Below are 19074 nucleotides of genomic sequence, written 5' to 3' on the forward strand. Positions count from 1 at the left end.
TCGGGGTTTTTTTATGCGATAATGATTCCAAAAAGCAGCCCGGCCACAATGATAAATGGTGTTGGCACTTTGGTAAAGTGCATCATCCCAACAGTGGCGAACAGCAGAATGAAATTGATCGGTTTTTGCTCCATGGGCATAAAAAGCAAAAAAGCGGCTGCAATCACCATTCCTGCACTCACGGCTGTTATCCCTTCCAGGGAGGCCCTGATCAGACGGTACTTTTTCAGCTGCTCCCAAAAGCGGATCACAAAGAAGATGAGAAATGTGCCCGGCAAAAAAATGCCAATAGCCGCCATGCCAGCCATCAGGATTTGACCTCCAATGCCTAACTCACGGGCACTCAAGGCTCCTACATACGCACTAAACGAAAACACCGGTCCCGGAATCGCCTGCACAAACCCATATCCTGAAATAAACTCCTGAGATGTGAGATATTGCTTAAACTCCACAAACTCTGTGTATAAAAGTGGTACCAATACCTGCCCACCGCCAAAGATCAAGCTTCCATTCCGATAGAAGTTTTCAAAGATTTTAATTGACTGAAACTGGGTGACCCCACCCAATACAGCAGCGGCGATAAGTACTGAGATCCACAAGATCAAGTTGGCCCACTTAATGTTGATTTTCTCCTTCTCTTCAATAGGCTGCCGCTTGTACTTCCACGTGGTAGCCAGGCCTCCCAAAATGATCAGAATCGGAAATGCATAAGGTGATTTGAAAGCAAAGGATGCAAAAGCTGAGAAAATCGTCAAGCCCACACCGATCTTGGTATTCACCACTTTGATCGTGATCTTGTAGGATGAATATGCCACGATACCCACCGCTATTGGCTCAATAAACCTTAGGAAATCCAACGAAAAGTCAAGATCCTGTGCAGTAGTCACCAAAATCGCCAAGGTAGTCATGATGCAAAAGGCAGGGAGCATCCAGACCAGTAAAGTCAGGTAGGCCAGGTTGGGGCCACCTATTTTATAACCCAGCGCAGTAATGGTTTGCGTAGATGTGGGGCCGGGCAAGACCTGGCAAAGTGCATAAAGTTCAATCAGGTCTTCTTCAGTAAGATAACCTCTCTTCCCTACCAGCAAATCCAGAAACATCCCGAAATGTCCCTGAGGCCCACCAAAGGCTGTAATGGACAGTGCAAACACGTCCTTCAAAAAGATAAATCCTCTGACCCGCTTGAATGACATTGACTAAGCTTTGAGTCCGATTTCCCTAAGCCGCTCATCCAGAAACTCCCCGGCCGTAATGTCATCAAATGCTTTTGGGTTCTCGTCATCCACACAGCTCTCCAGGCAGGAAAGGTCCATTTCCGATACCGGGTGCATGAAAAAAGGAATGGAGAACCGCGACGTATGCATCAGCTCTCTCGGAGGGTTTACTACCCGGTGAATTGTCGACTTGAGTTTATTGTTGGTGTGGCGCTCCAGCATATCACCCACATTCACCACGATCTGTTCCGGCAAGGCCGTGATCGGAATCCACTTTCCATCTCTGCGCAACACCTGAAGTCCGTCTGCACTCGCACCCATCAGGAGGGTAATTAGATTGATGTCCCCATGCTCTGCCGCCCTCACCGCATCCGGCGGAAGGGAATCCGGATCTTCAATCGGGAAGTAGTGAATCGGACGAAGGATGCTGTTGCCCTCTTTCACCTTTTCGTCAAAATAATTTTCAGGGAGTTCCAGATACAAAGCTATCGCCCTAAGCATGTGCATACCTGTCTGAAGCAGGGTGAGATAGGCTTCAGTTGTATATTTTTCCAGCTCCGGCACCTCGGATGGCCAGATATTTTCAGGATAGTCTTCGCGCTGATTTTGCTCCGGCTGGCCCACATGGAAGAATTCTTTTAAGTCTCCTGTGTTTCTGCCTTTGGCCTTTTCCCGCCCCTTGCTAATGTAGCCCCTCTGTCCGGCCAGCTCCTTCTTTTCGTACTTCAATTTTACCTCATCTGGGAGCCTGAAAAACTTCTCCACCGAGGCATAAAGGTTTTTGGTCAGCTCGTCCGAAAGTCCGTGATTTTTGATGGATACAAAACCGATGTTGGTGTAAGCTTCTCCCAAGGTTCTTACAAAATTCGCTTTTTGGTCAGGAGTCCCATGAGTAAAATCCGCTAAGTCCAGTGAGGGAACCTGATCGTATAATATCTCAGCCATGTCTAGTCAATTAGTTCCTTAAGTTAATCCAGAATAAAATCAACTGAAAGTCAATTCAGAATACTCCGCAAAACCTCCAGTGATTTCGGTCTGCTAATATGAGCATGATGCTGGTAATAATTCAAAATAATTTCCAACATCGAATTTCGTGTTGTTCGCGACATAAGTATATCTGTTCCAAATGGCTCCTTCATTAGCAGATCCATGGTGTGATACTCCTCATTAGAGGGTGCCAGCTTCCCGGTAGAGCTAAAGAGGTTTTCGATATCATCAATGGCATAGCCCAGGTGTGGCCCCACCTTCAGGAGAAACTGCAGGTGAAAATTCGCAATGTTCTTTTTAAGAAGGTCAAACGCTTTGATCGACTCCTCCGCAAACTGATACAAGTCTGGGTTGGCCGACTGCTCAGACTGGAGTAGTTTAGAAAAAACCTCTGTCAGAAAAAGCGTCACCGAGCTCTTGGTCATATCGTTGTGGATGTAGTGCAGGGGATGATGGCTTTTAAACTCTGAGATGCGCTGAAGCTCACGGGTCTCTTTCAGATAAAGTACAAGGTCCAAGAGCGAAAAAGGCTGAAAATGTCCGATACTCTTTTTTGACTTCTGGCTTCTCACCGAATTGACGATGTAGGATCCATACCCATACTCTTCGGTAAATACCCGTGCAATGATGGAAGTATCGCCATACTTCATGTAGCTGAGCACGATCCCCCTGGATTTGGCGATCATCAGCGTACCACGGCTATTTTTCCCACATATGTCTCCTCGCCATCCGAGGTGGAACTAAAAAACAAATAGATCCCTGTTTGCACATTGTTTCCATTTTGGTTTCGCAGGTCCCAGGAAGCCGAACCGCCATTGGCCTTCACTTCTTTCACCAGATTGCCATTGATGTCAGTCACCTTCACACTCACATTTCTGGCAAGCCCTGTGAGCCCTACCAGGCCCTGGTATTCCGGCCTTACCGGATTGGGAAAAATGTTCACATTACGATGCACACGACTTCCTACGGAAGATGCACTGCGGTAGGAAACCAAGCCCTTGTCCGTCAGAATAAAAACTTCCCCGTTGGCCCCATTGTAATCCAGCTGGATAATTCGGTTGGACGGAAGGGGGCTATTTGCTTCATTGAATACCGCCACCTGCTGCGAGGTGTTTTCATCATAGACCCACAGCCCACTGTTGGTGCCAAACCAGATGCGGTTGCCCCCATCCGTCATCACCGCATTGATCTGCTCATCCTGAAAAAGTACTCGGTTCTCAAACGTGGGCAGGATAGGTTCCCCATTGGAAAATACAAAGGAGGCATCCGGATAGAACGCCGGGCCCCTGGAGGTAGCCACCCAGGCATTGTCCTCCACACTGATGGCTATATCGATAAATGAAGAGGGGAGACCATCTGAGGTGCTGATCCATTCAACCTGACTTTCAAGAGGCTCAAAGACGGTGATTGCATCGCTGGCACTGCCCAGCCAAGCCACCCCAATTTCCGATAAATCAATAGTAAGAAATTCATTATCTAGCAAAGTGACCGACGAAAACGATTCCCAACCTTCCTCTGTCAACGTGTGTATGGGGTTTGTGCTGCCAAAAGAAGATACCCACAATCGATCTCCTGAAGCAAGTGCAGTGATCATCGTGTCTGGCTCAGTGCCACTCTCGGGGATATCCCTGATTACCATGCCATTTGTTTCGTCATACAGGCCGTATCCGATGGAAGAAAAATACCTGCTACCCTGGTAGGTGGCCACATCCGAGACATTTGCAAATCCATCGATCTTATTGACCGACCAATCGCCCTCGGCAAAAAGTGAATAAAAATCCTGCTCCTCTGAACCAGTAAAGGAAAAGGGCGAAGGAGCATGAAACGCATAAAGTTGATTTTCAATAACACGGAGGTTTGACATATCATCGCTCCACGGTCCGGTGGGTGATAGCTGCTCTCCCAATTCATCAACCAAGCCATTCTCACCATCAGCAATGAAAAATGCACCTTCATTTAATTCAATGTCATTAACCTGTTCTGAAGCAATTGAGGCAATTGAAGTAAACCCTGTACCTATGTAATTATAAATTGAGCCACCCCCTGCCGTCAATAACTGCCCTTCAGAATCAAAGAGTTTGGACGCCCCCGTCGGCAGATTCGAGCCAGTATCCTGCCAAGCGCCGGACGAAAGCTGAAGCAAACTCCCGGAGGAAAGGGCATACAAGTCACCACCCACCAGTGCCAGATTCGAGTAGCCGGAACTGCCCGTATACCGCTCCCAGCTTTCAAAGTCGAGCAGATTGGCATTGAGGTTTCCAGATTGCACTCCTTCTTCGGTGCGAATGAAAAGTGTATTGTCCAATGCTTCAATTTCCAGCACCTCCACGGCTGCCCCACCTGTGCCAATCTGCACAAAGTTTTCCGTGATCTCCGCCTCCGCAGTGGTTACCACGATTACGCCAAGATCAGTGGCCAGAAACGTTTGAGGTCCCCTGAAGGCAATATCATTAATAGATTTATCTACATCTAGGCTGCTCTCAGCTATATCAGTGATGGATAGAACCTGATCTTCAAACACAAAATCTACATACCCGGATCGATAACCGATAACCATGACGTTTACATCAGCATTATACTTCAAAGCAGAAACGCCCACATCAGAAAGGCCGTCTATTTTCGATAGTTTTCGGAGAGAGCCATTGGTCAGCTCACGGGAGAAAAATCCACCTTCCGTGACACAGAAGATTTTGCTATCCGTGACGGCCAGGTGCCTTGCATCCCGATAGCTGAAATGCGTGCGCCAGGTACCCATTGCAATGTCCTGGGCATGGCTAAACCACCCGGTCAGGAGGATCAGACTACTTAGTACGCACAGCTTCAAAGAAGCAAGATCTGCATAGAGCTTCATAAATATCCTTTTCTCCTAAAACTATCGTTTGCTTGGATTTAGTACGGCGATGTGAATAAGACGCCACATTTCCACACTTCATGCATACGGCATGCACCTTGGTAATATACTCAGCAATTGCCATGAGTGCATCCATCGGCTTAAACGGAAGCCCTTTAAAATCCATGTCCAGCCCGGCCACAATCACCCGCTTGCCCTGGTTGGCCAGCTCATTGGCCACCCGCACAATCTCCTCATCAAAAAATTGTGCCTCATCGATCCCCACAACTTCACAACTTCCCGATCTCAGAAGTATGTCATTCGCAAAGTTTACCGGAGTAGATTGAATGGAGGAATCCTTGTGAGAGACGATTTTCACTTTATCATATCGTTTATCCAATGCAGGCTTGAAGATCTCCACGTGCTGGTTGGCCAGCATCGCCCGGTTCAGACGTCTGATCAGCTCCTCTGTTTTTCCCGAAAACATGGATCCACACACCACTTCAATCCAACCACTTCTACGAAGCGTCCCTTTTCCTATATGTGGTTCTACAAACATCTATTTTGAGTAATTCAAATGCGGTAATTGTGTCTCCTTTGGCACCTCCACAGTCACATCCCCGGAGATGAAAGTCTGACAGGTCAATCGCTCATCCTCTCGCAATTTATTCAATTTCACATATTGCTCTTCCGGTCGGGTTAGAGGTGAAAGATGCTCACGTCCTTTCAGAATTTTCGCTTTGCACGTCGTGCATCTTCCTTTGCCTCCACAGGCATGCATCCAGTCTGTACCGCTCAGCAAAATATCGAGCAAACTTTCCCTTTTATCCTCACAATGAATAGATTTACTTTGCAGGTTATCAATAACTACGGTTGGCATCCTCATCAAATTCAAGAATGCAAAAGAAACTAAACGAAGATTTTATAGACGGCTATTGTGAGAAATTTGCATCCAAAGTGACTGCCGAATTTTTCAAAGAGGGTAAGGAGGTGATTACCGGCAAGGAAATTCTCAAAGTCACCCCGTCTAAGCAAGTCAATTTTTTTGTGATCAAGCTGCTCTTTCGCTACTGGCAGGAGGAAACCAAAAAACTGGAAAGTCCATTCTTCAACTACAAGCACGAAGAGGTTCGGCAGGCGATGATCCAGTTTATGAACGTGCTTTCCCAGCACATTGAGATCAACAAAGAAAAATTTGAAACCCTCCTCAATCATGCCGTAAAAGACACCATCTATCTGGCAGCCATGCCTCAGGCGTATGTGGAGATAGACCTGGACAGTCGTGGCGTGGAAACCATCAAAGACAAATCGGTGGAAGGGACTGTGAAGTACCTCAAAATCCACAAAAAAGAAATTCAAAACTTCCTCTCTGACATGAGAGGTCTCACCATCGACGATGTGATCGATGAGCTGCCGGAGGAGTTTGACGATTTTGATACCACCGAAGCAGTAACTGAAGAGTGCGCGCTTCTCTCAGAGGTGTTGATGATCACTCCAGAAAAGGTTTTCTCAGACGATCCTGAGATGGATGAGTTTGATGATGATGACATTTTTGAGCCAGGCGAAGAAGACCTGGTGGAAGTGAAGAAGCCACGCAAAACTGCCCCGGATGCACAGGCTGAAAGTGAGGGAGTAGAGATCAATGCGGAAGATGAGGCGATGGAGGAAGAAGATATTGATGAGGGCTTCCATGCTCCGGTAGTCAAAAAACCAGAAGCAGCCCCCGAGCAGGAAGAAGTAGAAGATGAGCCTGAAGAAGAAGAGCAGCAAGAGGAGGAGACAACCGATGAAGATGAAGACCTTCCTAAAGAGGAAGAAGAAGAGCCTAAAAAAGAAGTACGTACACCTGTGATTCTTGAAGATGAGGATCGGGAAGACGACTTTCCTGAGGAGACCATCAACAAGCAATTTGAGAAGGAAGAAGAGACCGTGGCGGACCACCTGGGCAGCAGCAATAAAGGAAGCAGCATTCTGGAGTTGATCTCCCTGAATCACCGATACATGTTCATCAAGGAGCTTTTCCGCAACGATAAAAACGAATTCGAAAACGCCCTCTACGAACTGGAGGAGTATGACTCCTTCGACGACTCAGTGGAGTTTCTGGTGCAGGGCTATGCCAAGCACAACGAATGGAACATGCAATCCGACGAAGTGAAGGAGTTTTTGAAGGTGTTATTTAGAAGGTTCAGATAATCTCGTGAGTCTGCCAAACCAAAAAATAGATCAGGATCAACTGGTCGCCCGCTTGCGGGCGAAAGAGGCAGATGCATTTAGCTATTTATATGATAATTACTCCTCTGCCATTTATGGTTCCATCCATCGGATCATCAATGATGAGGATGTCTCAAAGGAAGTGCTGCAAGATGCCTTCATGAAATTTTGGGACAAGATTGATCAATACGATGCTTCAAAAGGCCGCTTTTTTACCTGGATGGTAAACATTAGCCGAAATCTGGCGATCGATAAGCTTCGATCAAAAGAAATGAAGAAGGTTGGGAAAACCGATAATATCGAAACTTACGTAACTGATATTGAGCGTGACAAACTAAGCCTCCTCAATGTCGATGGCATTGGCTTGAAAGAAGCGCTGGCCTCTCTCAGGGATGAAGAAAAGTTCATTCTCGAGATGGTCTATTTTAAAGGCTATACCCAATCAGAAATTTCGGAAGAGTTTGATATCCCACTCGGCACAGTGAAAACACGACTGAGGATGGGATTGAAAAGTATGAGAAAAGTATTGCAAGTAGAGTGAACATAGAAGAGTACATATCGTCAGGCATTTTAGAAGCCTATGTCATGGATCAGCTTCCACCAGCTGAACGGGCAGAGGTGGAGCAAATGGCCGCTGAGCATCCACAGATCTGGGAGGAGCTGGAGGCGATTGAGCTTTCTATGGAAACGCTTGCACTGGCTACAGCAGTGGCCCCTCCTGCGGATGTGAAAGCGAAGCTGATGGCCAAAATAGGCACTGAAGACTTAGGTGAAGAAGACGCAGCACCTGTTATCCCCATGCAGCGAGACAAAGCCTTTGGCATACTAAGGTTTGCTGCAGCCGCATCTGTGTTTGTAGCGATGGCCGCTGCAGTGATGGCTTTCACCTACTGGAAGAAATGGCAAAGTGCCGAAGGCCGCCTGGCGGACATGATTGCGCAGAATGCGGTGTTTGCAGAAAACTACAATCAGGTGAACCAACAGCTGGATGACATCCAGGATGCTGTGGCGATCATGAACAATACGGCCTACAAGCGAGTGGTCATGAACGGCACAGACAATTCACCTCAAGCACAAGCCACTGTGTACTGGAATGAGGCCACTGCAGATGTGTACCTCAGCATCCAGAATCTGAAAGAACTTTCCCAGGATCAGCAGTATCAACTGTGGGCGATCATTGACGGCAAGCCGGTAGATGCCGGAGTATTCGACCCAAACAATGGCGGCTTGCTCGTGCAGATGAAAAACATCGGGCCAAATGCGGCAGCCTTCGCCGTGACCATCGAGCCTCGTGGTGGTAGCGAAAACCCCTCACTGGAGACCATGCAGGTGGTGGGGAATGTTTGATAGTTAGTAGCAAGTAGTTAGTAGTTAGTAGTTAGTATTTGGTTGTGCCAATCGCTTGGTACATACTGTTCCCTATTGAGGGGATTATAGGGGTGCCCTTTTTGAAAGTCACTCAGTACATTCGTTTTCCCTATGAGTGGGCCAGGGGGTGATGTTTTTTGTAAGTCGCCCAGTACATACTGTTCCCCCCTTGAGGGGGCCAGGGGGTGATATGCCAAATGGCCTAAGGCTTCACCTCCCACACGAATGCTGTTCGGCAGAAGCCGATACGGTGTGCTTATTCAGGGTGAGCCAATCTGTGGACTTGTGACATTCATGACACAGCGGCACAATGCGCCAGGTGTTGTCACCGGTCTTGCGCTTTACATGCGCACCTACTTTGGCAGGGTTGGTGCAATTCTTCGTTCGGCAGGTACCCACATCCTCTTTGGTGATGCGCTCCCAGTGTTTCAGCCACGAGGCGCAGCACTCGCAAGCCCGGGCGTGGTTTTTGTGTATCACTTTTACTTCCATAGCCAGAGTAAGATAATCAGTTACAAGTTTCTAGTGGCTAGTTTTCTAGTTGAAAAGGATAGCGACCATTACGCCATCCTTCGAGAACATCAGGATGATAGTGCTACTAGCAACTAGTAACTTTTGAACTCGAAACTTTGAACTAGCACGAAATCCTTCGTTACAGGATGCCCGCCTTCGCTGAAGCTCCGGCAGGCTAGAAACTCGCAACTCGCAGCTAGTAACTATCCCACAATCTCCGCACCCAAACACTCCTTTGGAATCTTGAACGCATCTACCAACGCTACTGCATCCTGCCGCACCTCCCAGCACAGCTGATTGATCAATTTGCGGATGGCCTTGGTTTTTGAGCCGGCCAGGTAATCCTGCTCCAGGTACCACCCTTTATTTTTCTCCAGCTGGGTCAGCGCAAACAGCTGACATAGCTTTCGAAGGGCTTCCTTGCATTTGGGATCTTCCGTCCTTTCCACCGCCTCCAGAAACTGCTCAAGGATCAGGCGCTCCACATATGCATGACCGACCTGCACCATGTGGTATTGGGTCTGGTTGAAGGCATCAAACGAATCCATGCCCGCATCCAGGTGCTTTTTGAATCGCTTGGCTGCCGATGACAGGATCTCATTTTCATGGTAGCGAAAAGCCGCCAGATGGAACTCCGGATCGAGCAAGTGCGCTTCATCCGTGTTGCGAATGGTGATCGGGTTCATTTCCACGATGCTCGTCTTCGCATGCTGCGTGACATAGTTGACCATCCCAAAGAAGTTGATGTCGCTAAATTGCTTTTTGAACTCTGACAGGCGGCCTTTAGCCACCAGTTGCATCAGCACAGTATTATCTCCTTCGAAGGTTGTAAAAACGTCGGTATCGTTTTTCAGGCGGTCCAGCCGGTTTTCGGAGAGGTATCCTTTACCCCCACACGCTTCGCGACATTCCTGCAAGGTGTGCGTCGTGTTCCAGGTAGCCCATGCTTTCAGGCCGGCCGCCATGGCTTCAATTTCCTGCATCTCATCTTCCGTTCGCTTTAGAAACCTATTGGTCACGTGCTGCAGCGCAAAGTGCAGTGCATAGGCATTGGCAAGGAGGGGCATCAATCTTCTCTGGTGGGTGCGATAGTTCAGGATGGGAACCTCCTGACCGTTTTCCGGGCCAAATTGCTGGCGCTGATCTCCGTATTTGATCGCAATCGTCAATCCGGATTTGGCCGCACTAAGTCCAGCTCGAGGGATGCCGATCCTACCGCCTACCAGTGTACCTAGCATGGTAAAGAATCGTCGGTTGTCGCTGGTGATGGGGCTTTGGAAATTGCCGCTTTCATCCACACTCGCGTACTTATCAAGCATATTATCATAAGGAATCTCTACCTGATCAAAGGCGATCTTGCCATTGTCCACCCCATTCAATCCCATCTTTCTGCCACAATCGGTGATGGTCACTCCCGTGTGCATTTCTCCTTTGGGTGTACGTAGTGGTACCACAAAGGCATTGACGCCATAGTCGGTATCGTCGATGATGAGCTTGGCAAATACGGTAGCCATCTGTCCGTGCAGCGCCGCATTGCCGATGTATTCTTTGGTATCCAGCTCAGTGGGCGTATGGATGATGAACGTCCGGTTGCTGTGCTGATAGGTGGCAGTAGTTTGCACGCCCTTCACGTTGGAGCCGTGCCCTGTCTCTGTCATGGCAAAGCAGCCGGGCAGCTGCAGGGTGCCGATATCCTTTAAGTATTTATCGTGGTGTTTTTTCGTGCCGAGGAAATAGACGCTCATGCCCCACAGGCCAAACTGCACCCCAAACTTGATCACCGTACTCAGGTCGTGATAAGAGAGCGTCTCCATGATGGTAAAATACTTTCGCATGTCGTCTTCCCCGCCGTATGCTTCGGGATAGGCCATTGCGCCAAAGCCTTGCTCTGCCAACAGGCGGCACCAGGTCAGCACCTGCTCGCGGTAGGTGGTAAGGCTGTCCGGATCGATGTAGCGGAAGGCCGGATCACACAGGATCGTCTTTACCTTCTGGATGATGTCATGCTCCGCTCCGTCCAGTAGTGCATTCATGATGGCGGGATCAAATGATGGGCGGGAGGCCAGCTCTTCGATGATCGTTTTGGGCTTATTGGCCCTGAGGTGGTAGGTAGCCTCCGACGAGGCGATACCCAGCATATCTTCCATCTCCAGCAGCGCAGTGCGCACCTCCACCGGGGTATCTGATCCCTTCAGGTTGGACAGCTTCATCCCGATCTCGGCCAGGCTATCCCGTACTTCCAGCTCCGACTCATTGATGGCCTTCTTCCAGCTCTTCAGTTCCTGCGGGGTGGGTGGGTGCTTGGGATCAAGGAAGCCCGACAAAAACTCGGTTTCCTCGGGAGTGAGCCACACTTGCTTGCGCAGGTACCCTTCGATGGCGGCAATCTCTGAGGGGAGCAGCACGGCATCTGCCCAGGCCATGTAAAAAAGCGGGAAGAAACTATACAAGGCAGGATTTTTCGCCAGCAGGGGGGAGTGGATGGAAGCGTTCATAAGGATACTTTCTAGAAAGGTAGAAAATATTCCGGTGTGATGGTGCTTTGCTCAAGCTCGAAATAACCTAAAAAATAACCCCGAACCACTCTTGAGTTCGGTCAGGGTTGCAGTCTCTAGTGACTAAAAAAGTGGGGCTCATCCCCGATCATCGCTGTTCGTGCAAGCGGGACAGCCCCCATCACCCCACGCAGGTGATGGCCCTCCCTTCCCGATGATCCGGGACTAAATGCAAAGATAAAGATGTTGCCGTCACTGCGAGGAGGTACGACGAAGCAGTCTTAAACAATAAGATCGCTTCGTGCCTCGCGATGACGCAACGCTATTTCCCCATTCTTTTCTATCTTCAAACGTTAATTACCAATCGCCAATATGGATCTAATAGAATCAGGAATAAAGAAGGGACTAATATCATTTGATGAAGAACGCAAGTACATTACTTACGTCCACCAAAAAAAGAAGAGAAACTATACCAATCCCGAAGAACAGGTACAAGCAGAAACTTTCCTCAAGCTCATTCTTGTGTATGGCTATCCTGTAGAACGCATTCAGCAGTTTGTAACTGTCACAATGGGTTCTTCTACAAAGGAAGCCGACATTTTAGTTTACAATGATGACGAATGGTCTGAACCACACATAATTGTTGAATGTAAGAAGCCAGAAGTATCAGAACTAGAGTTTGAGCAAGCTATTGAACAAGGCTTTGCTTATTGCTACGCAACAGCAAAAACGGTGAAATTCCTTTGGGTAACCTCGGGAATTAAAGACCGCTATTTTGAAGTCAATAAAGAGAAGCAAGACCGTGTTTCAGTTCCTGATATACCGCAATATGGTGTTACTAAGCTATCCAAGTATAAGTATGCCAAAGGTGGTGTTGACCAAAATGCAGCAGAGCCTGAAGTTGAGTATGGAAAGCAAAAGTTCTTTGAACTTGAAACCGTAAGTGAAGAAGAATTAACCAGACGTTTCAGAATGGCCCACCAGTCGCTTTGGGCAGGTGGTGAACTGAATCCTTCAGAAGCATTTGATGAATTAGATAAACTAATCTTCTGTAAGATTTGGGATGAAAGACACCCACGGAAAATAGGTGAACCATACCAATTCCAAATCTTTAAAGAAAGTACAGAAGAGAAAACTACCCAAGAGCTATACAAGCGAATACTTGACCTCTATGCAGAAGGAAAGAAAAGAGACCCGGAAGTATTCAAAGACAACATTAGACTGAATGCCGCCAAGGTAAGAACAGTAGTTACCTACTTAGAAGGCATTAACCTAAGCAAAACAGACTTAGACAGTAAAGGAAGAGCCTTTGAAGCCTTTATGGGTAGTTATTTCAGGGGCGATTTTGGTCAGTTCTTTACGCCAAGAAACATTGTAAAATTCATAGTTGATGTATTACCCATTGAAAACACCTCCCGAGTGCTAGACACTTCTTGCGGTAGTGGTGGTTTCCTTCTTTATGCATTGGATAAGGTGAGAGCACAGGCAAGTGAATACTATAATGAAACCTCAGTAGAGCATTACAAACATTGGCATGATTTCGCTGAAAAGAATCTATTCGGAATTGAGATCAACGAGCAGATTGCCCGTACTGCCAAGATGAATATGATTATTCATGATGATGGTCACACCAATGTGATTGCTTCTGATGGATTGCTTCCTAGTGAAGAAATGATAAAGAAGAATGGAAACAAGGAGTTCAAATACGATTCATTCGATTATATCATTACCAATCCTCCTTTTGGTTCTTCAGTAAAGCAAACTGAAAGAGCCTACATGAATCAATACCGCATGGCGATTAAAGATGCTGATTGGTTAGATGTTAAAAAGCAAGGAGCAAAAAACAGAGCCAATCAGAGTACTGAAGTGATGTTCATAGAACAATGCTATAAGTTCTTAAAGCCAGGGGGCTACTTGGCAATAGTCATTCCTGATGGCATTCTCACCAATAGTAGCTTACAATATGTAAGAGATCAGATTGAAGATTGGTACAGAATTGTAGCTGTAGTATCCATGCCTCAAGACGCTTTTGCTCATACGGGTGCAGCTGTAAAAAGCTCGGTAATGTTCCTGAAAAAACTCACAACCAAGCGGAGTGATGCTATTAAAGCCAAAAAAGTAAGTGTTCAAAACAAGATACTTAAAGACCAAAAATTTGAGAAACAAGTAGCTGATTGGGAGAAGGAAAAGAAAAAGATACTGAAAGACAGAACAGGCTTTAATGCGGACGGCTTAGTCAATACCACAGGCAAAACCGAGAAAAAGGAAATTGAAGCCACTCAAGAGTTCAAGGATTGGAAATCTGAAATCAATGCTGAATACAATCAAAAGATAAATGACCTGAAAGACCAATTAGCAGACCTATACCTTGAAGAGAAGCAAAAGGCTTTAGAAGACTATCCAATCTTTATGGCCATAGCTGAAGAAATAGGGTATGACGCTTCAGGGAAAACCACCTCAGCAAATGAGCTAGAAACAATTCAAGACTCTTTGCGCCAATTTATTGGATCTGTAAATACTAACGAGAAGTACTAAGCATTATGCCAGATTTAATAGCAAACAGCGTTTCAAACACATTCCAAGTCAATTTATCAGACTTGGAAAACAGACTTGATCCACATTTCTATAAGCCTGAATATGCTGAACTAATCGACAAATTGAATAACTCCCCTAATTCAAAACTTGGTGATGTAGTTAAATTCTCGTCAGAAACTTGGAACCAAAAAGACCATTTTGAAGGTACATTTCCATACATTGAAATAAGCGAGATTGATTTATCAACGGGTGCGATAAAATACATTCGTCAAGTTCCAATCTCCGAAGCACCAAGCCGTGCAAAGAAAATTGTGCGTTCAGGAGATATAATAGTTTCAACTACAAGACCTAGCCGTGGTGCTATCAGTTTCATTACAGACGAAAATGATTTTAGTATAGCCTCCACAGGCTTTTCTGTTTTAAGGGGTATAAAACCTGATGCAGAAGTTAGCCTAGAATATCTCTTTTGGATTCTCCGACAAAAGTTCATTTTACGCCAAATGGAACAACGTAGCAGCGGTGGTAATTACCCTGCTATTACAGAAGATGAGCTTAAAAAGATTCTAATTCCTACTCCAACAGAAAATGAACAAGAAGAAATAGTAGAACTCTTCAAAACTGCATTGGCAAATCGTCAGACAAGGATTCAAGAATCCGAAAATTTACTTGCTGAAATCGACTCGTATATTCTCAACGAATTAGGAATCATATTACCTGAGAAGGACACAAGCATTGAAGCTAGAATGTTTCAAACCACCTTTCAAGAACTGTCAGGCAGAAGGTTTGACCCTAAACTATTTGACACTCATTCCAAAAATCTATTCGCAGCGGTTGAAAATGCCCAATACCCAAAAGAGCCTCTTAAAAACCTGATTTCACATTCAGCAGCAGGAGATTGGGGAATTGATGAAGAAGCGGAAGTTAAGGAAGATCAGTATGATACCTGTTTGGTAATTAGAGCCACTGAGTTTGATAACCTATACAACCTCAAGCTAGAAAATGACAGGGTTAGATACAGAAAAATCAAAAAGGATAAACTCAAGCAATTAGACATTCAGCCATATGACTTGCTCATAGAAAAATCAGGCGGCAGCCCAGATCAGCCAGTGGGCAGAATCTCATTGCTTACAGAAGATTTATTTGAAAACAATACGCTGTGCTACAGCAACTTTATTCATAAAATACGAGTGGACACCTCAAGAGTTGACCCCTCCTATTTGTTCTGTTTCCTCAAGACTATTCACAATATCAAAATCACTGAGATTATGCAGAGTCAAACCAACGGCATTCGTAATCTTATCATGGGTGAATACTTCAATCAATCTATTGTCCTACCAAAGTTGGATAAGCAAATAGAGATTGGTAAGGAAGCTAACAGGAGAAGGTTTGAAGCTCAGCGATTGTCTTTAGAAGCAAATAAGGTATTGGAAGATGCCAGAGCTGAAATAGAACAAATGATTTTAAGTAATTGACATGAGCTATAACTACAGAAAACCGCAAGACGTAGTGAGTCCGAAATCAAGGATTAAAGGAACTCCTCAAGTAATTTATGACGGAAAAGATGGAGAATATCCTTTTTCAATTGCAATCATAAATTGGGATGGTAATAAAGCTTACGGTATTCGCTGGAATGTGTCTGATAGCGAATGGGACAACCCTGAGAAAATGATTGGAGGAACAAAACAATGTGTGGGTAACCCTCAGTCTCGTGGCAATTCTACGTGGTTCATTGTGCCGGATATTCTTTTCAATCCCACCAATCCGGTAATGCAAGAAATCCTTAAGAAAATAAAATGACCTTCCTAGAACTAGCTCAAAAAGTACTTGAAGAAGCAGAATACCCGCTATCCAGCTCACAGATATGGAAAATAGCTGAGGAAAATGGCTATACTTCCCTGCTGGACAGCCAGGGTAAAACCCCTGCCAGCACTTTAGCCTCCCAACTGTACACACGAACCAAACTGAGAAATCATGATAGAATAGGAATCGTCAATGACACCCGGCCTGTCAGATTCTGTATTGTCGGGAAAGAGTACCCATATGATGCCTGGGACTATTCGAAAAAGGGCGATCCGGACGATGTAGAGAAGGAACTTTCTTATAAAGAATCGGACTTGCATCCATTGCTTGCCTGGTTCATCCGGACAAAACTGATTGCCTATCCAAAGACCATCAATCACAGCAAATCAAAGAAGAGTAGCTATCGCCAGTGGGAGCACCCGGATATGGTAGCCTGCGGCTTCCCGGAAGGTGTTTGGAAGACTAAGGCGTATGAAGTAAGTATTCGTTTGGGTGGCCATGCGGTTGAATATTATTCTTTTGAGATTAAAAAAAGCCTGTCCTTTTCGAATCTACGAGAATCGTTCTTCCAGGCGGTATCTAATTCATCGTGGGCACATCATGGCTATCTAGTAGCTGCGGAAATATCCAATGACATTGAGTTCGAAAAAGAAGTGTCGAGATTATCTAATTCATTTGGGATTGGGCTTATTCGTTTAGATACCAAAGTACCGGAACTATCAGAGGTGTTGTTGGATGCTGATATAAAAGATGAAACTGATCTAGCCATGATGTCCAAACTCTGTGGCAACCTGGATTTCAATGACTTTCTGGAGCAAACCATGAAAGACCTGGATCAAAAAGACATCCGTGAAGATCGCTATGATAAGCTTTGGGAGATTGAGGATTTGGTGAAGAAGTTTAATAGTTGAGTAGCACAGCCATGCTCCCACCAAAAACCTTTACGTACGCATCCATTGCTGTATACATTTCCACCGGCATCACAATGATCCACGCCTTGCTTCTAAAACTTCAGGTTTTCGAATCAGATTTTGATGGCGACTCCTTATTCGGAGTAGTGCTGCGCAGCGCATTTTTCGTGCTTCTAGGATATAAAATAGGCCAGGCAAAAAATTGGGCTCGTATAGTTCTGCTATATATTGTAGCCATTCAGGTGCTCTTCATGCTATTTGGAGCTTTTGTCCATATCGATACGGATCGTCTTTTAGATTTGGCACTATTGATCTTTGCGATGCTGCCGCTGGTAGCTGCATGTATCTTTCTCTACACTAAAGAATCCAGGCGGTGGATATCCATTCATAAGCGTCCACCAAAATTTCGAATAAACTATATGCTGATTTTGGAAATGGTCGTAGTATCCGCATGCGCTGTTGGCGCATGGAGAATTTTCGATTTAGCCAATCCTGAAAATTTAGGGTACATCATTGCTGGATATGTTGTTTTGAGGTTACTACCCCTGGTATTCAAACTCAAATGACCTCCGGGTTATGAACCCGAGACTCCAAGTTGATTTAATTGATGAGCATGGGTTTAGCGGTCCGGACGGAACTCGCGAAACAATTCTGTTTTTCTGCCAACAACCCCTCCGCCCCTGTCAATAACCTCTCCGCGCATGTCAAAGACCCCTCCCGGCCTGTCAAAGACCTCTCGGAGCGTGGCAAGAACCCCTCATTGCGTGTCAAAGACCCCTTCGAGGCTGTCAGAAAGCCCTCGGTGCATGACAAGAACCTCTCCGGACGTGTCAAAGAGGCCTCTGTGCCTGTCATAGACTGCTCCGGGCATGGCAAAGACTGGCATTACCCTGTTTTGGGTATTTTGCAATGAGATCATCACGTTTTCTTGCATGAATCTATCAGGTTAGATATTTTAAACAACGTAATTAATACTCACATCTAAACATTTTACTATGACACAAGAACAAATCAATCGGACGGAAATGATGGAAACCACCCAGACCTACCTGGATGCCAACACGGCGGTATGGAGTGCCATCCCTATCGTCACCACGTACAAGAACCAACTGTCGCAAGCAATAGATGGCTTGAAGACGGCAGCACAGGATCAGGATGCCGCTCAGGTATTTATCGGTAGCAACCTGCAAAGCCTGAAGATCACCATCGCCGAAAAAATGGACATCCTGGATGATATCCTGGAGGCCTACGCAGACGATACCGGCAATGCAGAGCTGCTGGCCAAGGCAAGCAATTCCAAGCGGGATTATCTTCGTCTCACCAATGAAGACTTAGAAACGAAGGTGAAGAATGTGATTGACCTATTGGAGGCCAATGTGGCTGATATGGCAGACTATGGACTTACGCAGGATCAGATTGATGATGCCAAGCTAAGTTTTAGCAGCTATCAGGACAAGCGCGGCAAGCCTCGCTCCTATCAGGTAGCTTCCCGCCAGGCCACCCAAAGCCTGAAAGACCTCCTGAGTGAAGGCATGGATGCGCTGCAAAGACTGGATAAAGTGATGAAGCGCTTCAAGCGCTCGAACAGTTCCTTCTTCAACGGGTACATGGCCGCCAGGACGATCGTGGATAATTGAGCCACAGCGTGGCAGGCATTGACCGTGGGACGGCAGGCGTAAAGAAAAAAGTGGGTGCCTCAAAAAGGCACTCCTTTTTTACTGCCTAAAAAAGCCAGGAATAGGATGGCACATTGTACGTCTGGTACGTGCTGCCACCTGTCAAAAGGGATGCCTACTGGTGGTTCTAATTTTTTTGCGGGCATTAGCAAATTGTAGGATATGAAAAAGCCTTCGATTGTCATGGCTATCTTGGCAGTTTCGCTATTACAATGCTCCGATTTTTCCAAAAGAAACCGAAGGAAAAGCAGCCTCCCCGGCTCTTAGACATGTACGGGAATCCAATCATGGAAGGAGATGAAATAATCTCTCACCGATATGAGCTGGGGCAGTGCATTGTGGAGTTAGAAGGGTTGGAATATTTCTATGTTTCCAAACACTCAGGAAAGAGAGTGAGCTATACGAAAATGATTGACGCGATCACAGGCAATCAGAAGGTGAAGAAGGTGGGGTGATATTGTTTCCGTCATTGCAAGAGAAATCTTCGAATTTATGTTCTTAAGCCTTAGACCGAAAGGTCTTTCTTTTCTCTTG

At 46.1% G+C, this 19074-nt stretch carries 19 protein-coding genes; 11 read left to right on the forward strand and 8 right to left on the reverse strand.

The window, feature by feature from the left end; all coding sequences use genetic code 11:
* Positions 1 to 11: 11 nt before the first annotated feature.
* From chrA to RLN88_RS16200, 6 genes are read right to left on the reverse strand one after another with little or no spacing between them, the layout of a single operon-like run.
* Positions 12 to 1193, reverse strand: coding sequence for a chromate efflux transporter (chrA, locus tag RLN88_RS16175; RefSeq protein WP_350222455.1), 1182 nt, complete (start codon positions 1191 to 1193; stop codon positions 12 to 14).
* Positions 1194 to 1196: 3 nt separating this feature from the next.
* The gene (locus RLN88_RS16180; protein WP_350222456.1) at positions 1197 to 2159 is read right to left on the reverse strand and encodes an isopenicillin N synthase family dioxygenase; all 963 of its coding nucleotides are present in this window, start codon (positions 2157 to 2159) and stop codon (positions 1197 to 1199) included.
* Positions 2160 to 2209: 50 nt separating this feature from the next.
* Positions 2210 to 2887 (reverse strand): DNA repair protein RecO, encoded by a 678-nt coding sequence (gene recO, locus RLN88_RS16185; RefSeq protein WP_350222457.1) that lies wholly within the window; start codon positions 2885 to 2887, stop codon positions 2210 to 2212.
* Entirely contained in the window at positions 2887 to 5052 is a 2166-nt protein-coding gene (gene porZ / locus RLN88_RS16190; RefSeq protein WP_350222458.1) for a type IX secretion system anionic LPS delivery protein PorZ, read from the reverse strand. Before porZ ends, recO begins: the two co-directional genes overlap by 1 nt.
* Positions 5003 to 5590, reverse strand: a complete 588-nt coding sequence (locus RLN88_RS16195) for a thymidine kinase (protein ID WP_350222459.1) — start codon at positions 5588 to 5590, stop codon at positions 5003 to 5005. The genes porZ and RLN88_RS16195 overlap by 50 nt, the downstream gene beginning before the upstream one ends.
* A complete protein-coding gene (locus RLN88_RS16200; RefSeq protein ID WP_350222460.1) occupies positions 5591 to 5911 on the reverse strand; it encodes a 2Fe-2S iron-sulfur cluster-binding protein in 321 nt (106 codons plus the stop codon). It abuts the gene before it with no gap.
* A gap of 17 nt (positions 5912 to 5928) precedes the next feature.
* Between RLN88_RS16200 and RLN88_RS16205 the strand changes: the two genes are divergently transcribed.
* The 4 genes from RLN88_RS16205 to RLN88_RS16220 all read left to right on the forward strand — a co-directional run bounded on the left by RLN88_RS16205 (position 5929) and on the right by RLN88_RS16220 (position 9219).
* Positions 5929 to 7224: a DUF8457 domain-containing protein gene (locus RLN88_RS16205; RefSeq protein WP_350222461.1), complete on the forward strand. Its 1296-nt coding sequence runs from the start codon at positions 5929 to 5931 to the stop codon at positions 7222 to 7224.
* 4 nt (positions 7225 to 7228) lie between these two features.
* Positions 7229 to 7783 (forward strand): RNA polymerase sigma factor, encoded by a 555-nt coding sequence (locus RLN88_RS16210; RefSeq protein WP_350222462.1) that lies wholly within the window; start codon positions 7229 to 7231, stop codon positions 7781 to 7783.
* The gene (locus RLN88_RS16215; protein WP_350222463.1) at positions 7780 to 8589 is read left to right on the forward strand and encodes an anti-sigma factor; all 810 of its coding nucleotides are present in this window, start codon (positions 7780 to 7782) and stop codon (positions 8587 to 8589) included. Before RLN88_RS16210 ends, RLN88_RS16215 begins: the two co-directional genes overlap by 4 nt.
* Before the next feature lie 246 nt (positions 8590 to 8835).
* Positions 8836 to 9219: a hypothetical protein gene (locus RLN88_RS16220; protein ID WP_350222464.1), complete on the forward strand. Its 384-nt coding sequence runs from the start codon at positions 8836 to 8838 to the stop codon at positions 9217 to 9219.
* 107 nt (positions 9220 to 9326) lie between these two features.
* Here the strand turns inward: RLN88_RS16220 and RLN88_RS16225 are convergent, their stop codons facing one another.
* Positions 9327 to 11573, reverse strand: coding sequence for an acyl-CoA dehydrogenase family protein (locus RLN88_RS16225; protein ID WP_350222465.1), 2247 nt, complete (start codon positions 11571 to 11573; stop codon positions 9327 to 9329).
* A gap of 417 nt (positions 11574 to 11990) precedes the next feature.
* On the opposite strand from RLN88_RS16225, the gene RLN88_RS16230 reads away from it, so the two are divergent.
* From RLN88_RS16230 to RLN88_RS16250, 5 genes are read left to right on the forward strand one after another with little or no spacing between them, the layout of a single operon-like run.
* Positions 11991 to 14153, forward strand: a complete 2163-nt coding sequence (locus RLN88_RS16230) for a type I restriction-modification system subunit M (protein ID WP_350222466.1) — start codon at positions 11991 to 11993, stop codon at positions 14151 to 14153.
* Positions 14154 to 14158: 5 nt separating this feature from the next.
* Positions 14159 to 15625: a restriction endonuclease subunit S gene (locus tag RLN88_RS16235; protein ID WP_350222467.1), complete on the forward strand. Its 1467-nt coding sequence runs from the start codon at positions 14159 to 14161 to the stop codon at positions 15623 to 15625.
* A gap of 1 nt (position 15626) precedes the next feature.
* Positions 15627 to 15950 (forward strand): hypothetical protein, encoded by a 324-nt coding sequence (locus RLN88_RS16240; RefSeq protein WP_350222468.1) that lies wholly within the window; start codon positions 15627 to 15629, stop codon positions 15948 to 15950.
* A complete protein-coding gene (locus RLN88_RS16245; RefSeq protein WP_350222469.1) occupies positions 15947 to 16864 on the forward strand; it encodes an HTH domain-containing protein in 918 nt (305 codons plus the stop codon). Before RLN88_RS16240 ends, RLN88_RS16245 begins: the two co-directional genes overlap by 4 nt.
* Positions 16865 to 16875: 11 nt before the next feature.
* Complete coding sequence (locus RLN88_RS16250) at positions 16876 to 17430, forward strand: hypothetical protein (RefSeq protein WP_350222470.1); 555 nt, start codon at positions 16876 to 16878, stop codon at positions 17428 to 17430.
* A 191-nt stretch (positions 17431 to 17621) separates the two neighbouring features.
* On the opposite strand, the gene RLN88_RS16255 is transcribed toward RLN88_RS16250, so the two are convergent.
* The gene (locus RLN88_RS16255; RefSeq protein ID WP_350222471.1) at positions 17622 to 17798 is read right to left on the reverse strand and encodes a hypothetical protein; all 177 of its coding nucleotides are present in this window, start codon (positions 17796 to 17798) and stop codon (positions 17622 to 17624) included.
* A 61-nt stretch (positions 17799 to 17859) separates the two neighbouring features.
* Between RLN88_RS16255 and RLN88_RS16260 the strand changes: the two genes are divergently transcribed.
* Positions 17860 to 18501 carry a hypothetical protein gene (locus RLN88_RS16260; RefSeq protein ID WP_350222472.1) on the forward strand — a complete coding sequence of 214 codons (642 nt, stop codon included), beginning with the start codon at positions 17860 to 17862 and terminating at the stop codon, positions 18499 to 18501.
* Between the two features lie 251 nt (positions 18502 to 18752).
* Positions 18753 to 18995, forward strand: a complete 243-nt coding sequence (locus RLN88_RS16265; protein WP_350222473.1) for a hypothetical protein — start codon at positions 18753 to 18755, stop codon at positions 18993 to 18995.
* Positions 18996 to 19074: the final 79 nt, after the last annotated feature.

The organism is Ekhidna sp. (assembly GCF_040223195.1).
Lineage (GTDB): Bacteria > Bacteroidota > Bacteroidia > Cytophagales > Cyclobacteriaceae > Ekhidna.